General features: G+C 38.8%; 16 protein-coding genes. 6 read left to right on the top strand and 10 right to left on the bottom strand.

All coding sequences use genetic code 11. The features are described 5' to 3' along the window. Positions 1-77 precede the first annotated feature (77 nt). The 7 genes from QLG01_RS11325 to lpxO form a co-directional block, all read right to left on the bottom strand. Positions 78-689 (bottom strand): alpha-ketoglutarate-dependent dioxygenase AlkB, encoded by a 612-nt coding sequence (locus tag QLG01_RS11325; protein ID WP_151821438.1) that lies wholly within the window; start codon positions 687-689, stop codon positions 78-80. After that, positions 686-1,540: a methylated-DNA--[protein]-cysteine S-methyltransferase gene (locus tag QLG01_RS11320; RefSeq protein WP_144733872.1), complete on the bottom strand. Its 855-nt coding sequence runs from the start codon at positions 1,538-1,540 to the stop codon at positions 686-688. Before QLG01_RS11320 ends, QLG01_RS11325 begins: the two co-directional genes overlap by 4 nt. Before the next feature lie 125 nt (positions 1,541-1,665). Further along, complete coding sequence (pgsA, locus tag QLG01_RS11310; RefSeq protein ID WP_004795051.1) at positions 1,666-2,253, bottom strand: CDP-diacylglycerol--glycerol-3-phosphate 3-phosphatidyltransferase; 588 nt, start codon at positions 2,251-2,253, stop codon at positions 1,666-1,668. A 118-nt stretch (positions 2,254-2,371) separates the two neighbouring features. Further along, entirely contained in the window at positions 2,372-3,166 is a 795-nt protein-coding gene (locus QLG01_RS11305; protein WP_151821440.1) for a thioesterase family protein, read from the bottom strand. Between the two features lie 120 nt (positions 3,167-3,286). Then, positions 3,287-5,086, bottom strand: coding sequence for an excinuclease ABC subunit UvrC (uvrC, locus tag QLG01_RS11300; RefSeq protein ID WP_049837991.1), 1,800 nt, complete (start codon positions 5,084-5,086; stop codon positions 3,287-3,289). Between the two features lie 133 nt (positions 5,087-5,219). Continuing rightward, positions 5,220-5,750, bottom strand: coding sequence for a peptidoglycan hydrolase (locus QLG01_RS11295; protein WP_034590871.1), 531 nt, complete (start codon positions 5,748-5,750; stop codon positions 5,220-5,222). A gap of 168 nt (positions 5,751-5,918) precedes the next feature. Further along, positions 5,919-6,833, bottom strand: a complete 915-nt coding sequence (lpxO, locus tag QLG01_RS11290) for a lipid A hydroxylase LpxO (protein WP_282496466.1) — start codon at positions 6,831-6,833, stop codon at positions 5,919-5,921. A gap of 573 nt (positions 6,834-7,406) precedes the next feature. Between lpxO and fadB the strand changes: the two genes are divergently transcribed. Together fadB and fadA are read left to right on the top strand one after the other, a co-directional pair. After that, the gene (gene fadB / locus QLG01_RS11285) at positions 7,407-9,560 is read left to right on the top strand and encodes a fatty acid oxidation complex subunit alpha FadB (RefSeq protein WP_004795062.1); all 2,154 of its coding nucleotides are present in this window, start codon (positions 7,407-7,409) and stop codon (positions 9,558-9,560) included. Positions 9,561-9,572: 12 nt separating this feature from the next. Continuing rightward, on the top strand, positions 9,573-10,745 hold the full coding sequence (fadA, locus tag QLG01_RS11280; RefSeq protein WP_282496465.1) for an acetyl-CoA C-acyltransferase FadA: 1,173 nt from the start codon (positions 9,573-9,575) through the stop codon (positions 10,743-10,745). 47 nt (positions 10,746-10,792) lie between these two features. On the opposite strand, the gene QLG01_RS11275 is transcribed toward fadA, so the two are convergent. Together QLG01_RS11275 and QLG01_RS11270 are read right to left on the bottom strand one after the other, a co-directional pair. Beyond that, positions 10,793-11,284 carry a hypothetical protein gene (locus QLG01_RS11275; protein WP_282496464.1) on the bottom strand — a complete coding sequence of 164 codons (492 nt, stop codon included), beginning with the start codon at positions 11,282-11,284 and terminating at the stop codon, positions 10,793-10,795. A 243-nt stretch (positions 11,285-11,527) separates the two neighbouring features. Further along, the gene (locus QLG01_RS11270; RefSeq protein ID WP_282496463.1) at positions 11,528-12,175 is read right to left on the bottom strand and encodes an alpha/beta hydrolase; all 648 of its coding nucleotides are present in this window, start codon (positions 12,173-12,175) and stop codon (positions 11,528-11,530) included. A 71-nt stretch (positions 12,176-12,246) separates the two neighbouring features. Here QLG01_RS11270 and QLG01_RS11265 point away from each other — a divergent pair, with 71 nt between their 5' ends. Further along, a complete protein-coding gene (locus QLG01_RS11265) occupies positions 12,247-12,612 on the top strand; it encodes a MerR family transcriptional regulator (protein WP_013199095.1) in 366 nt (121 codons plus the stop codon). A gap of 22 nt (positions 12,613-12,634) precedes the next feature. Here the strand turns inward: QLG01_RS11265 and QLG01_RS11260 are convergent, their stop codons facing one another. Continuing rightward, complete coding sequence (locus QLG01_RS11260; RefSeq protein WP_013199096.1) at positions 12,635-13,393, bottom strand: hypothetical protein; 759 nt, start codon at positions 13,391-13,393, stop codon at positions 12,635-12,637. A 177-nt stretch (positions 13,394-13,570) separates the two neighbouring features. Between QLG01_RS11260 and QLG01_RS11255 the strand changes: the two genes are divergently transcribed. From QLG01_RS11255 to QLG01_RS11245, 3 genes are all read left to right on the top strand, one after another. Next, on the top strand, positions 13,571-14,272 hold the full coding sequence (locus tag QLG01_RS11255) for a DsbA family oxidoreductase (protein ID WP_004795074.1): 702 nt from the start codon (positions 13,571-13,573) through the stop codon (positions 14,270-14,272). 360 nt (positions 14,273-14,632) lie between these two features. Further along, positions 14,633-15,775, top strand: a complete 1,143-nt coding sequence (locus tag QLG01_RS11250) for a hypothetical protein (protein WP_013199097.1) — start codon at positions 14,633-14,635, stop codon at positions 15,773-15,775. Between the two features lie 125 nt (positions 15,776-15,900). Further along, the gene (locus tag QLG01_RS11245; protein WP_282496462.1) at positions 15,901-16,797 is read left to right on the top strand and encodes a selenocysteine synthase; all 897 of its coding nucleotides are present in this window, start codon (positions 15,901-15,903) and stop codon (positions 16,795-16,797) included. The last annotated feature ends 14 nt before the right edge of the window (positions 16,798-16,811 follow it).

Below are 16,811 nucleotides of genomic sequence, written 5' to 3'. Positions count from 1 at the left end.
GCAGCTCATCAATAGAAGCATCCCCCTCAGAGGAATAAGCTCATGTTGCCATCATGGGCTTTTTTCTTGCCCAATTTTTATAAGAACTGAAATTGTCGAAAAGTAAGATTAATACGCGGCTGTAAAATTTTTGTTGAACGATTTAAACGGTGTTGCCAATATTGTTGAGTCTCCCCACGCATCACAATGAGTTGACCTGGTTGGAGCCACAATTCAACTTTCTCTTTACTTTGAATATGCCTAAAAGAAAATTTGCGGGTAGCACCAAAGCTTAAAGAAGCGATTGTTGTGGTTTTTGCCAAAGACACATCCGAATCGCTGTGCCAAGCCATGCCTTGAGTTCCATCTTCATAGAGATTTGCTAAGCAAGAATTAAATTTCTCTGAAAGTATTCGCTCTACCTGTTGTTTTAGTTTGGCGAGTGCTTTGTCCCACGGCAAAGAATCACGTGCGACACCCGAATATTTATATTGATAGTAATCATCTCCATACCATGCAACTTTTCGAGCTGTAATAAAGTGCTTGCCATACAACTTAGCCTCGTCATGTTTCCACGCGAGGTGCTGGTAAAGATAATGAAAATATTGTTCAGCTTCTTCAGGGCTTAAAATACAACCATAGTCCTGAACTTCACCATCGTAGGGTAATAAATTCTCACAAGGCTCTGGAGAAAATAAATCCAAGGTCATACGGTCTCTCCATGTTGCTTTGACATCTCCCAAGCTAACAATGCCAATTTGCGCCCCTTTTGCCAATGATATTCTCCGACCATTCCTGTTGCGCGGATCACTCGATGACAGGGAATCAAATATGCAATCGGATTTTGTCCAATTGCTGTTGCAACGGCTCGAACTGCTTTAGGTTTGCCAATTTGCTCTGCAATATCTTGATAGGTTCGTAATTGACCTTCTGGAATGGTCAGTAACGCTTCCCAGACTTGCAGTTGGAATGGTGTTCCAGCCAAATTAAGAGGAAGTTTCTGCTGTAAGTGTTCTGAAAAATCTTGTTCGAACCACTCTGCAACTTGTTGATGCCAAATCGGTGACTGATTTTTCAATTGAGCTTTTGGAAAATACTGCTTAATTAAATCTTCAATATTCTCGTGAGTTTCGATAAACCGTATAGAACATATGCCTTTTTCACTACTTACCACCAACAGCTCACCAAATGGACTGGTCTCAACCGAATAATTAAGAATCACGCCTTCGCCTTGCTGTTTATACTCACCAGGTGTCATCCCTTCGAGCTGAATAAACAGATCGTGCAAACGACCAGTACCCGACAAACCAGTGTTTAAAGCAGTTTCTAATAAGCTTCGCTTTTGTAGCAAATAATATTTAGCCTGCTGCAAACTCATATATTGGACAAATTTTTTCGGGCTAATACCTACCCATTCCTGAAACTGACGTTGGATATAACCTGAACTTAAATTCATATGGCTCGCAACATCGTCCAGACTCGGTTGTTGGTCTAGATGTTCATATAAATATTCAATTACATTGGCAATTACAGCAAATTGCCGAGAAGAAAGCATTTGCATGTGTCACCTCCTTAGCATTCATATCTTACATTAAAGTAGCTAAAGCCCCATGACGACCCGATTCTTGCACTTTCGAAAATAAAAAAGCCTTTCATTATAGAAAGGCTTAATCATTCAATATGTGCTTAAGGTTGCTTTAAATATGGCCAAGCCGCTTTAAGATAAATAAACATTGACCATAAAGTTAGAATGACCGCTGTATATAACAACGCGTAAGCCAACATTTCTAAAGGTTGCCAATTGAGTAAGAACACACTAATGGCAATCATCTGAAAAGCTGTTTTATATTTACCTACTGTTGATACAGCTACACTCGTTCTTGCGCCAAGTTCTGCCATCCACTCACGTAAAGCAGAAACTGTAATTTCCCGTGAAATAATGACAATTGCCGCAAAAGCCATTGAAATGGTTGGATTCCACTGCACCAAAACAATAAGTGCTGCCGCCACCATGAGCTTATCTGCAACTGGATCTAAAAAACGGCCAAATGCTGAAGTCTGGTTTAAAGTTCGTGCCAAATAGCCATCAAACCAATCGGTAATAGCAGCCAACACAAAAATAGCCGTCAAGATAATATGACGACTCATATTCCCTGCTTGCTCACCAATACCCATTGCAGGCGGCCAATACGCAATCACCAAAAATACAGGAATAAGCGCGATACGCGCCAACGTTAGGATATTTGGGATATTCAGGATTCGCCCTGTGGTCATAAACACCGCCAATTTAGTCTTCATGCATCTTGTAACAGACAAAAATACATTCTTCAATATTGTATCTATCTGTAACAGCCACTTTATACGAAATATACGAATCGAGGAAGTGGACTGCTTAGGTAAATACCGTAACAGTTTGCCGTAAAATTGCAATTAAATGATCATTTTGGTCCCAAAGATGGGCATATTCCGTGGAATAACCTTCACCAGCATATTCAGTCACCACTTTATATTTAAACCAATCACATAATTGATGTGGAAATGGATGGACATAGGTAATGTGCCAAGTTAAAGAACTTGCAGGAGCAACTTGTTTAAACATTGGCAATACACCAGGTGGCCAAATATCCATCAAAACAATTAAATCTGGCAATGTCATTTGACGATTTTCATGCTTCTCTGGAGAGAACCTTGACCATCCTCCAAAGTCAGCATACTTACTTCCTGTAACAGGATAATGACCTTCTGCCCAGCATACATCAAAATGTTGATAGCATTCTGGCATTTGTTTAGCAAAAGGAATCGGTTGTAAATCTTCGGGTGGTGCATAAATTGGCACAATAGGTTCTTGCCGTACTTCAATATTCGACGTACGAGGCACACCGAAGCTTGCAACCAAAATGGTTTGTACCGCGCTATCTTGCCATAAACGGGTTTCGAGTGTAGTGACCGACTTTCCTTCCCTTAAAATTTCAACAGTCAATTGAGCTGGCCCCTGCTGTACAGGCCCCACAAAAGTAACACTACAACTTAATAATCTTTTATTTGGATCTTGAATATTGGCGCACGTTTTTTGCATCAGCAATCCCGCAACAAGACCGCCAAACACTGTTCGTCCTTGCAACCACCCTTCGGGTATTTCAATCCATTCCTTTTGTTTTATTTCTTCAAACAATTGTAGCAAAGACATTCCTTTCCCTAAAACAAAAGTGTTATTAGGGACGATCTTTCCTCATTTTGATTGGAATGTGAATGGTCAATCCTTTAGTAATTGGCGAGTTATTTTGTCACTCCGCCTTTAAAACGATGCTTATTCATGAAGAATTTTATAAATCGTTCTTGCCATCATTTCACCAAAACCAGGCACAAGCGTGAGCTCTTTTTCAGATGCTTTTAAAACACCTTGAATCCCACCAAAATGAGTTAATAAATCTCGACGGCGCTTTGGACCCAATCCCGGAATCGCTTCTAAAACTGAAGTGCTACGGCGTTTATCACGTTTAGCTCGGTGTTTAGTAATTGCGAAGCGATGGGCTTCATCACGTACCTGTTGAATCAAGTGCAATGCTTTATGATCTTCTGGTAACTGGATTTTCGTGCCATCTGTAAAATGCAGGGTTTCAAGACCCGGTTTACGCCCTTCACCTTTCGATACACCCACCATGAAAGCATCAAGTCCAAGCTCTTGCATAACTTCCATCGCCATGTGAAGCTGACCTTTACCACCATCAATTAACAACAAATCAGGCAATATGGCTTTTTTATAACGGCGTGTTAAGGCCTGACGCATAGCGGCATAGTCATCGCCTGCGGTAATATCTTGAATGGCAAATTGGCGATAGTCACGCTTACGAGCACCACCTTGGTCAAACACCACACACGACGCAATTGGAGCTTCGCCCATGGTATGGCTAATATCAAAACATTCGATACGATCGACAGGCCTTCCAATCACTTGCTCTAACTGATGGAAACGTTCATTAAGTTCTAAATGGTTACTCAACTGCCCCTTAATTGCATGTTGAACATTCATTTCAGCTAACTCTAGCCACTCAGCACGAGTTTCTCGAACATTACTCTTGATCTGAACCTTTTTGCCAAACTGCTGTGCCAACGCTTCTTCTAATTCTTTACGGTCAGGCAATGCAATGTTCACAATTAATTCATTGGGTACTTCATCTGCAACTTGAAAGTAAAAGTTTGCCATAAAGTCACTCAGCATTTGCCCAAGATCATCACCCAACATGTCAGGGAAATAGCTTTTTCCACCTAGCATTCGCCCATTGCGTACATACATAATCTGCACGCATGTCACGCCAGCCTGATATGCAATGGCCAGAATATCCGCCTCACCTTTGACCTTAAAAACGGCCTGTTGCGCTTGAACTTCACGAAGTAAAGATAGTCGATCACGGTAAAAAACAGCTTTTTCAAATTCAAGTTCAGCTGCTGCTTGTTCCATTTTGGCAATGAGCTCTTGATTAAGCTCTTTCGTATCACCTTGCAAAAAGCGAATACTATTATTAATGTCTTCTTTATAGTCTTCGGGTGAAATCAGCCCTACACAAGGTGCAGAACAACGTTTGATCTGATATTGCAAACACGGGCGCTTGCGCTGCGCAAAGTAGCTATTTTCACACTGACGTACATTAAAAAGCTTTTGTAGAACGAGTAAAGTATCACGGGCACTATAGGCACTTGGATAAGGTCCAAAGAACTTACCAATTTGGTGCTTCCCTTTGCCGCGACCACTAGCAAGCCGAGGATAGGGCTTATCTGCCGATACAAAAATATAGACATATGACTTATCGTCCCGCAGCATGATGTTATAAGGCGGACGATGCTGTTTAATTAAATTTTGCTCAAGGAGTAGTGCTTCAGTTTCTGAACGAGTGACTAAAGTTTCAATATCATAAATTCTGGCAACTAAGGCCTGAGTTTTAGGATGCTCAATAGTTTTAACAAAATAACTCGATACCCGATTCTTTAGGTTTTTCGCTTTGCCGACATATAACAATTCGCCCTCTTTCCCTAGCATTTTATAAACGCCTGGAAGTTGGGTCATATGGGCTAAAATTTTTTCAATATGTGGACGAGCGTTTTGATTCACTATCGGCAGACATGGCTTAATACTGAATACCTAATGTGATGTTTTCAACCTGAGTTTTCAAGTGCTTTACTGTGCCACAAGCCAAATTTGGAAACAGATTTGGATATGCCCCGACAGACTATGTCGTACTCGCTTAAGAATCGAGGCGATAGTAGCTATATTTCACATCTTTTTCTTTATAGACCGCATAGGTTTTTTGACGAAAATCTGAGAACCAGCCATTCCCTGTATATCCCGCAATATGACCATATGTGTGGCCACTTGTTCGCTCAATAATATAAATATCGCCTTCTTGAGGACGATTAAAAGCCGGTTTAATTTTCTTATAACCGTTCTTCTCAAGCGTATGCCCCCAGTCTGAAGCTGCTACCGGATGCTTAGACACATCGGCGCCTGCTGCTTGTAAAGCAATGCGAATATTTTTGGCGCATTTCTCTTTACTATGGTTGGCAGATATACTTTCAAGCTTACTTGAGAACTTATGCAAATTAATATTTTGATCTTCAGATTGATGGCTTTTCACATCAGTTTTTTTATGTTTTTCAGTCGACGAAGCAGCTTGTCTTAACATCACTTTCATTTTTAAATCATCTTGAGAGCTTTCTTCTTTTCTCTCTTCGATATGATGAACGTGTGCATGAACTGCGTGATGAGCATGAGCCATTTTAAAACCTACTTCCGCTAACCAGTCTTCGAAAAAACCGCGCCATTGTAGAATCAAAATTGGTCCTTGGCTTTTAATAGTTGTAACAAATTGCCAGCACTGTGAAATGAGTCACAAAATCTATTAAATACTGTACGGCATAAAAAAACGCCCTTTCGGGCGTTTTAATTAAAATATATATGGTCGGACAAAAATCAGGAAGAAAATCCCAAGCATTAATAACCATTTTAAGAAGTAATACAACTTACGGTTTTTAGCTTTTAATGCTTTGGCTTTAATGCGAATTTGATAAACATAACCAAAAGCTTTATTTAAACCACCTGTTTGGTCACCTGTTTCATTCGGTGAACTTGCAGCAGTCATCACTTTACGACCAAACCAATGATTGAAACCTTCCATCCATTTCACTTTCATTGGACGTTCAACATCTGCAAAGAAAATAATGCGGTTTTGATCCGTCTTATTTTCAGCATAGTGAATATAGGTTTCATCAAACACGACACTTTGACCATCACGCCAAGAGTATCTTTCACCATCAACATCAATAAAACAACGATCATCATTTGGCGTAATTAAACCCAAGTGATAACGCAGTGAACCTGCATATGGATCACGGTGTCTTACCAAACGGCTGTCAGGTGCAAGCTCTGTAAACATTGCGGCTTTAATTGTCGGTAATGTTTTAAGAAGTGCTGTGGTTTTGGGGCAGAGCTCAGCAGCAGACGGATGGCTCGATTCGTACCATTTTAAGTAAAAACGCTTCCAACCCGTTTTAAAGAATGAGTTAAAACCTAAGTCGTTATATGTACTTGAAGCTTTGATCCCACCTTGGTCATATAAAGCTTTCGCTTCATCACGAATCATTTCCCAATTTTCATCCAACACTTTTAAATCTTTAAAATGCTGGGTGTCGATATAAGGTTGATTCGGCACCTTTGAAAAGATGTACATTAAAAAGTTAATCGGTGCGAGCAAGGTTGAATGGTCAAAAAATTGACGATAAAACGAGTGACGCACTTTGCCGCGATGCTGGATATACAATGCTGATATCACAAAAATCGCTAATATGATCCACTTAATCATATTGCTACTCTTTCAAAAGATTAGGGGCAACTTCACCTTATATTTAAGGTAATAGAAACCGGAAGTTTATTTAATTGGCACAAATTTTAACAAAATTGACTTATAAAAAGCGAATGTAAAAAAAATAAGTCAAATAATAGGTCTCATATTTTTATAAGAAATAAAAGAAGCCTCGGTGTTTTTTCAGCACTTTAAAAAGTTAAAACTTGTTGTTATTTTTATTCGCTTTTTTAAGATAAAAATTGAACAATTGACTTTTTTGACAAAAAATTAACTTTTGAATTTTCTTATTTTTTATAAGAAATCTTGATAATTCCAGAGCTTTATAAAGAAAAATTTAAAGCAAAACAAAAGCCTTGGATTAGCAGCTATCTTTATGATTTCTTTTATGCATTTAATACAGATGAATTGAATAATAAATAAGATGACCCTTGCGTCACGGCTTGATACAACTTGTCAGGTTTTTTTTAGATATAGTTATCGTAAGATTAGCGAAGCATAAATGTGTACCAAAGCTGTGCACACGCTTCATAACATCAACTTAGAAGTCCTCCAAAACCAAGGAGATCAGGCATGATCCACGCTGGCAATGCCATTACCGTCCAAATGCTTTCGGACGGAATTGCAGAATTCCGCTTTGACTTACAAGGTGAGTCGGTCAATAAATTTAACCGTGCAACAATTGAAGATTTCCAAGCTGCTATTGCTGCGGTAAAAGCAAATAACGATATTAAAGGCTTAGTTGTTACGTCGGGCAAATCAACATTTATTGTTGGGGCAGACATTACCGAATTTGGTGAAAACTTCGCGCAAGGCGAAAAAGCGATTGTTGACTGGCTTATGCCTGTTCACGAAATCTTCAATAGCTTTGAAGATTTAGAAATTCCAAAAGTTGTTGCTATTAACGGTATGGCGTTAGGCGGCGGTTTTGAAATGTGTTTAGTTTGTGACTATCGTGTGATGTCAGAAGCTGCACAAGTGGGCTTACCAGAAATTAAACTTGGTATTTACCCAGGTTTTGGCGGTAGCGTACGTTTAAGCCGTCTTATTGGTATCGACAACGCGGTTGAATGGATGGCGATGGCTGCTCCTAAAAAACCGGCTGCTGCCCTTAAAGATGGTGCTGTAGATGCGGTTGTAGCTGCTGATAAATTACTTGAAGCTGCAACTGACTTAGTTAAGCAAGCAATTTCTGGTCGTTTGAACTGGAAAGCTAAACGCCAAGAAAAACTTGATGCTGTAAAATTGAACCCACTTGAACAAATGATGGCGTTCAACACAGCAAAAGGTGCCGTACTTGCTAAAGCAAATCCTGCTCAATACCCTGCTCCAAAACTATTACTTGATTCATTACAAGCTGGTGCAAGCCTTGCTCGTGACGAAGCATTAAAAGCGGAAGCTGAAGGTTTTGCAAAAGCTGCGATTACACCACAAGCTGGTGCATTGATTGGTTTATTCCTCAATGATCAAGTTGTTAAGAAAACTGCTAAAAAACATGAAAAAGGTGCGCACCCAGTAAACCAAGCAGCTGTACTTGGCGCTGGTATTATGGGTGGTGGTATTGCTTACCAAGCGGCAAGCAAAGGCACACCAATCATCATGAAAGATATTGGTAACCCACAACTTGCACTAGGTATGTCAGAAGCGAACAGCTTGTTAACTAAACAAGTTGAACGTAAGAAAATGAAACCTGCACAAATGGGTGAAACCCTTGCACGTATCCGCCCTACTTTAAGCTACGATGAGTTTAAAGAAGTCGACATCGTGATCGAAGCGGTTACAGAAAATCCAAAAGTTAAAGAAATCGTTCTTGCAGACACTGAAAAGCATGTTCGTGAAAACACGATTATTGCGTCTAACACGTCTACAATTTCAATTACACGTTTAGCGAAAGCTTTACAGCGTCCTGAAAACTTTGTAGGTATGCACTTCTTCAACCCAGTTCACATGATGCCACTTGTAGAAGTCATTCGTGGTGAAAAGACTTCTGAAGAAGCGATTGCGACTACTGTTGTTCTTGCTCAAAAAATGGGTAAAACACCAATCGTTGTAAACGACTGCCCAGGGTTCTTGGTTAACCGTGTATTGTTCCCTTACTTTGGTGCATTTGACCTTCTTGTAAAAGACGGCGCAGACTTCCAGCAAGTTGACAATGTAATGTCTAAGTTTGGCTGGCCAATGGGTCCTGCTTACCTCATCGACGTTGTTGGTATCGACACGGGTGTTCATGGCGCAGAAGTTATGGCTGAAGGTTTCCCAGACCGTATGAAGCCAGACTATAAAGGTTCAATCCAAGCAATGTACGAAGCTAAACGTCTTGGTCAAAAGAATGACGTTGGTTTCTACAAATATGAACTCGATAAGAAAGGCAAGAAAGCAAAAACTGTTGATCCAACAGCGTATGAAATCATTGCTCCTTTCGTAACGGGTGAAAAACGCGAGTTTGATAACCAAGAAATCATTGACCGCATGATGCTTGCTTTCTGTAACGAAACAGTTCGTTGCTTAGAAGACAACATCGTTGCAACTGCTGCTGAAGCAGACATGGCAATGATTATGGGTGTAGGTTTCCCTCCATTCCGTGGTGGTCCATGTCGTTATATCGACCAGACAGGTGTTGCTGAATATGTTGCGCTTTGCAACAAATATGCACACTTAGGTAAGGCTTATGAAGCGCCACAAATGTTGCGTGACATGGCTGCTAACAACAAAAAATTCTACGGTTAAGGAGCAACGTGAATGGCTACTTTAAATCCACGTGACGTTGTCATCGTTGATGGCGTACGTTCTGCAATGGGTAAAACCAAAAACGGTATGTTCCGCAATGTACGTGCTGACAGCTTATCTGCTGAGTTAGTTCGTGCACTCGTTACTCGTAACCAATTTGACACCAATGAAGTTGAAGATCTGATCTGGGGCTGTGTAAACCAGACTTTAGAACAAGGTATGAACATTGGTCGTAACATCGGCTTATTAGCTGACCTACCAAAAACTGTAGCAGGTCAAACTGTTAACCGTCTTTGTGGTTCTTCTATGCAAGCACTTCATACTGCTGCTGCACAGATTGCAACTAACCAAGGTGACATCTTCATTATTGGTGGTGTAGAGCACATGGGCCACGTAGGTATGATGCATGGCATCGACCTAAACCCAGAAGCATCTAAACACTATGCTAAAGCATCTAACATGATGGGCTTAACTGCTGAAATGTTAGGTCGTATGAATGGCATTAGCCGTGAAGAGCAAGACGCATTTGGTGTTGAATCTCATCGCCGTGCTTGGGCTGCAACTCAAGAAGGTCGTTTCAAAAACGAAATCGTTGGTGTTGAAGGTCACGATGCAAATGGTTTTAAAATCCTTTGTGACATCGACGAAGTAATTCGTCCAGATGCAAACCTTGAATCATTCAAAGCACTACGTCCTGTATTCGATCCGAAAGGCGGTACGGTAACTGCTGCTACATCTTCAGCGTTGTCTGATGGTGCTTCTGCAATGTTGCTTATGTCTGCTGAGCGTGCACAAGCGTTAGGTTTAAAACCACGTGCTGTGATTCGTTCTATGGCTGTTGCAGGTTGTGATGCTGCAATCATGGGTTATGGTCCAGTTCCAGCAACTCAAAAAGCGCTTAAACGTGCTGGTTTAACGATGGCTGATATTCAAACTATCGAGTTAAACGAAGCATTTGCTGCTCAAGGCTTATCAGTAATGAAAGGCTTAGGTATTTATGACAAACAAGACATCATTAACTTAAATGGTGGTGCGATTGCTTTGGGTCACCCACTAGGCTGTTCTGGTGCACGTATCACCACTACGTTGTTAAACGTAATGGAACAACAAGATACTCAAATCGGTCTTGCGACTATGTGTATCGGCCTTGGTCAAGGTATTGCAACAGTAATCGAACGTGTTTAATTAACACCAAGATAAAAAAATCCCCGCTCAATGCGGGGATTTTTATTTTAACGGCCTTTTAAACCGTCTTGAATTTGCTGCTGTAAATTTATGAGGTCATTAAGGTTTACTTTCATCGTACCCTCACGATAAGCATCTACATTACTGCGATTAATATTCAAAGGTCTTAACATTTCAAAGATACCATTGGTTGGATCAGAAGACTGTATTCCACCCGCTACCGCTAAAATGTATTGTTGTAAGAATGGAGAAAGTTGAGACAAATCAGGTTGTGCCATCACTGGCTGATAATCTACCGTAGTCATGCCTTCAGGGACTAAAGCATTCTGTATATCGTTATGAATTTTATACTCACGGTGTTGCAAAGCCTGACGCACTTTTTTATCTTCTTGGAAGGGTACAAATCCTACCTCTTCACGTAGCTCAGATTCAGCCATAACGCGAATTGTTGGTAAAGTAGCCACTTCATCTGCTTGAACAGTCGGTAAACCCATAAAAGCAAATGCAGCAATGAAGGCTGATTGTTTTAGAAAGTTCATAACTTGCTCCAAAAATCACTCACCCTATTCAAATTAAAAAGATGATGATTAAATTAAAAGTATCTATAAATAGGCTACAACAAAGTCAAATTTGATTCAGTAATGCTCAGATAAACGGTAAATATAATTAAATTTTTTAATGTAAAAGTACGGTTCTTCTATTTATTAAACTGCATCCTATAAAGCACTCTATAACTTGAACAAAAGTGTTCAGATTATAGAGTGCGATTTATCTTATAAATTTTATTTGCTCTCTAACATCTCTTTTAAAGAATTCACAACTTGTGGAAACGTCGTATAACCTTCCCTTCCTAAAAAATGCCCACCATTAGGAACAGTAATGTAAGGTGCATCAATTTCTTTCGCCAATTGAATCGTCAGTTTTGGTGGAACCAAATCATCATTATCAGATAAATACACCAGCTTTTTCTTTATGTCCTTAAAATAGTTCGTATCGACTTTACTTTTTGTTATATATGCATCGAGTGGAGAAAAATCTGAAATTGGACCAGAAAATCCGGATACTAAAATCATTCCACCAATATTTTGGTAATCGTGCCTTTGTAAAAAGTGCAGTAACGTAATCACTCCTAAACTGTGCGCAACAAAATAGGTATTCTCATCCACCTTAGGGATCTGTTGATCTAAAACCTTCTGCCAAGCATCCACATCTGGATGCTCAGAATCTGGAAATGGAATTAAGGTAACAGTCGTATGTTCATCTTCTATTTGATGTTTTAAATCTAGAAACCAATGATCATCTATAGAAGCAGAGTAACCATGGAGCACAAATATTTGACGCATGTTCTTCTCCTGAAGTTCCAATGTTTTGGCATTTGCAACAAATGACATTAATCCGAATAACACCAATAAAATGAGTTTTCTGATCATGGAACAAGTACCATTTTGAAAGATAAAAACATGCTAAACTATGACACCACTGTTAAGGTCAACCCCATTTTATGAACCTTGCCAAAGTTGCCGAACTCACAAAAGTCAGCCCGCGTATGCTGCGTTACTATGAAAGTTTAGGACTTATACAGCCTCATCGAGCAAGTAATAACTATCGAAGCTATACAAACAAAGACATTGAAAATATTAAGAAAATTAAAATATTAAATGATGCAGGCATGCACCTAAAAGACATTCAAGCCTTGCTGCCTTGTTTTGATTTAGATGAACGCGTATTTACGCTGTGCTCAGTGGTTCAAGAAAAACTGCAAACTGAACTCAAGCATGTTTCTGAACAATTAAACAAACTACAAACTTCTCAAAGTTTATTACAAACTTTTTTAACCAAAGGAAAAGCCGAGAGCACCAAACTATAATTTTTTGATGCTCATGCCACGCTTATTCTTTTAAATCTCCTTCGAGTGCAGCTACATTCTTTTTCTTAATTTTTTCAATTTTTGCATTCAGTTTTAGAACATCTTGGTAAAGCCCATTAAACTTTTTGACCTGAGCATTTTCATGGAAAAGAATCATCTGATCTTTCTTCTGCCATTCATAATTTTTTAGAAGCTTAAACATTTCTTCTGCTTTATCTAAAATTTGTAGCTCAATCATAAAAATTGCATGATCTTGATCAGCTTTTTGTTGAGTTCCCAATTTCATTTCAAGGAGTTGTCTCATCTCTGTATCAACAGATAATTCTTGAACCTTTGCTAAGAAAGTTTTATGAATTTTTTCATATTCAGTTTGATACTGATCTGAAGCCATACGGACATCAGCTAACATCTTCTCGGTTTCTACAAACTTTTGCTTTTTATCAAGATCTAAACGCTCAACATTTAAAAAAGTATCCCATTTGGCTGCTTTGAGTTCTCTTAAATATGCATTTCGTGCATTAATATTTTGAATCCAATAACTTAAAAGAAATTCTGAAATTTGCTTATAGTGTCCTGCTAACCGTTTATCGTGAATATTAAGCTCGACAGGTTTAGACCAGTCTTGTGCTTGTTCATAAAGCTGATTCATTTTTTCAGTCATGACGACATCAAACATTTGACTACTGTCTTTGGCCTGCTGCTGTTTGATATGTTGATAGGTGAAAAAAACAATGCTTGTGATAACAATCAGACTTGCTATCGCAATCAAAACTCGGCGCATACACACCTCCTATTTCCCTTCTTATAGTTTTGCTCTTTATAGTTATAAAATAGAGCTTATTCTTCTTTATATGCCATTTATTTCACAATACGCAACACTGTATTCGCTACTCAAAGCTTTAAATCCTTGTGCATCATCCCTATTATGATGGGTAATTAAAATTTATGAGATTCTCCCATGCGTGTTGATGTCTGGTCTGATGTAGTTTGCCCTTTCTGTTATATCGGCAAAAAACGCCTTGAACATGTAGCTGCGGAAGCAGGTATTGAGCTTGAAATTCACTGGCATAGTTTTGAATTAGATCCTGATGCGCCAGCAAAACATGACACTTCAAACACTGAGCGTTTAGCTAAAAAATATGGCCGTACCTATGAAGAGATGGAAGAAATGGAACGCAATATTGCGGCCATGGCTGCCTCTGAAGGTATTGATTTCCAATGGCAAAAGGCGAATTCTGGCAATAGTTTCAATGCACACCGTATTATTCACCTTGCACAAAGCAAAGGCTTAGGCAACCAAGCAAAAGAAGCTTTTTTCCATGCTTATATGACCGAAGGTCTAGCAATTGGTGAGCGTGAAGTTGTAGAAGAAATTGCTTCTCGTATTGGCCTTGATAATGCGGAAGTTGAATTTGTATTAGATACCAATGAGCTATCTGACTTTGTTCGTCATGACGAAAAGATTGCTAAAGAGCAGTTAAATGTTACGGGTGTGCCATTTTTTGTATTTGATCAAAGAATTGCTCTCGCAGGTGCTCAACCACGTGACGTCTTTTTAAAAGTCTTAGAGCAAGCACAACTTAAAGCAAATGCTGAAGCGGTCGAGCAAGATGATGCTGCTGTTTGTAATGATGAATCATGTGATATTCCACAGAAATAAATCAACACAATTGAAAATGTGATGAAATCGTATGTTTTATCACCATTTTAGCAATAGAGCGTTCTAAAAAAAGAACTATCTAATTGTTTAAAATCAGTTTATGATTGCTTCTTAGAATATTCGCGCTGTAATGTTCTGTTTTTTATGTGTTTAATGATCGGAATTTGAAGTTTCCTTGATCTATCATCCCCCTTAATTGGGGGATTTTTTTTGGTTAAAAATAATCGCTACTAGCTTAAACTTTTTAATTTATTTCAAATATGTAAAAAAAGTTAAATTTACTTAACTTTTGTGTCGTCCTCTTGATTTTATTAGAAAAATCAACAAAAGTGGAAACAACAACAAAACATAAAGATAGATATGAAAACATTTCACATAATGCCTTATCGGCAGCTTTTTGCACTTTTAACTTTAGGATTTGGTTCGGTATGCATTGCTCATGCAGAAACGAGCTCTTCCTCTCAAAACCAACAAGTAGAAGGTTTGTCATCTGGAGTTCAAACCGGAGCTACAACAGATGAAAATCTGTTAGATCAGATCCCCCGTTGGGTAGATGCGACCCCAACCATTTTTCCAGAGCAGTCTAGTCAACCTATTGTTCCCCCTACCGAACAAACAGAAGATCAAACGTGGGTTGACCGTAAGCAAAAGAAAATTCGTAATTGGGCCGATCGTACTTCTGAAAAAATTGATAACTGGTTTGGAGAAGTCGATCCACAGAAACCTGCTACTGCAACCATTCGCGTAATGGTCGATAACTATTGGAATGAATACGATAATTTTGAAATTAAGCCCAGAATAAGAGGCAGGATTAAATTACCAACGCTAGAAAAACGTCTAAGTGTGGTATTTGGTGATGATTCTTTAGATAACGAATTTAATAACAGTCCGGCCAATATTAACCAAAACCCAAATCAAGACTCCAATAAGAAGTTAAATGGTAAACAAACTCGAGATGACAACAGTTCTATTGCTTTACGTTGGTCAGACTTCTCGAAAAAATTGCCTTTTGAAACAGATGCTGACTTAGGTATCCGTTCTGGAGACGATATTTATGTTCGTTTAAAAGCATCAAGAAATTGGCAACTCCGTAATGATTTTAAATTTTATGCTGAGCAAATTTATCGTTACGGCATAGACAGTGAAAACTACTTACGTACCAATCTTGAACTTACCCATGCCAGACCAAATCAACCGATTTTATCGAATCAGTTCAGTTTAACTTATGCTGATGATCAAGATGATGATCTAAGTTGGGAAAACAGAGTTTTCCGTGAACATAGTTTCTTTGCAAACAACCGTTTTAACTATGGTATTTATACAGGTGGTTATTACAACGACAATGACTTGCGTTTAAATAGTTGGGGTCCATTTGTTTCATGGCGCCAACCTGTTTTACGTGAATGGTTCTTTGTTCAAGGAGATGTAAATTACTTTAATGATCACCGTGAAGATCGCAACCATTTCGTCAGCACCTTCTTGCGCTTAGAAGCTCTTTTTTAAGCTGCCAAACATCACCTTGGAACCCATCCAAGGTGATGAATAATAAAATACTTTTAAATAAATTTTTAAGCTTAGCCTTTTAAAGTATTGTTCTAATTTTTATTTTTGATTCCTTCTCCTTAAAAATGAATCAATTCTCCTCTTTTTCATTTCAATACAAATCAGCTGCCTTAGTTTGTATTTATAGTTTAGGCGTATTGGCTTTAATTCCGCATACTCAATTTTTTTATAATACGTTCAAGCACCAACGGTCACGGCGTTATCCTTATTCTTCTACGCCTTTTACTAAAGTAAAAAGACAATCACTTTCACTCTCTCCTTGTGAAATAGAGACAAATGATGCTTTACCCGATGACGCCTTAATTCAAGAACTAATGGCTGTATTTGGTAATGATACATTATGGAGACGTGCGACTCAGCCTGAACCAACTTATAAAGCCTTTGGTAAAAAAAAGAAGAAGAACTATTCAGCTCAGGTTTCGACAACTAATCCACTGAGTGCAAGCTGGGCCACCATTTCAACTTGGATGCCTTTTGAAAGTAATCTTGATTTAGGTTCAAACTCAGAAAACGATGTTTATGTACAATTTTTGGCAAAGAAAAAATGGAATTTAAGGCATAACATTAGTTTGGATACAGAACAGGTATTTCGCTACGGCTCTACTAGCCGGAACTACACCGAGACAACGCTAAACTTAACGCAGAAAATGCAAGATAACACTCTTTTCGCTAATAAATTTAATGTGAATAAGAGTGAAAATGAAGATTATAGTTGGGGGAATTGGACTTTCCAGCAGTATCAATTTTTAAAGGATAATCATCTTACTTATGGTGTCTATAGTGGTGGCGTATATACCAAAAATGATATTCGGCTAAATAGTTGGGGGCCTTATATTTCATGGCGCCAGCCTGTATGGCGAAATTGGCTTTTTATGCAAAATGACCTTAACTTTTTTAACCATATTGATGATGATTCGAAACATCAGCTCAGCGTTCAAATGAATCTCGAAGCTAATTTTTAACCAAAAATCATCAA

The organism is Acinetobacter sp. V89_4 (assembly GCF_029967875.1).
GTDB classification, from domain to species: Bacteria; Pseudomonadota; Gammaproteobacteria; order Pseudomonadales; family Moraxellaceae; genus Acinetobacter; species Acinetobacter oleivorans.
This window is presented reverse-complemented; position numbering and strand designations above follow the sequence as displayed.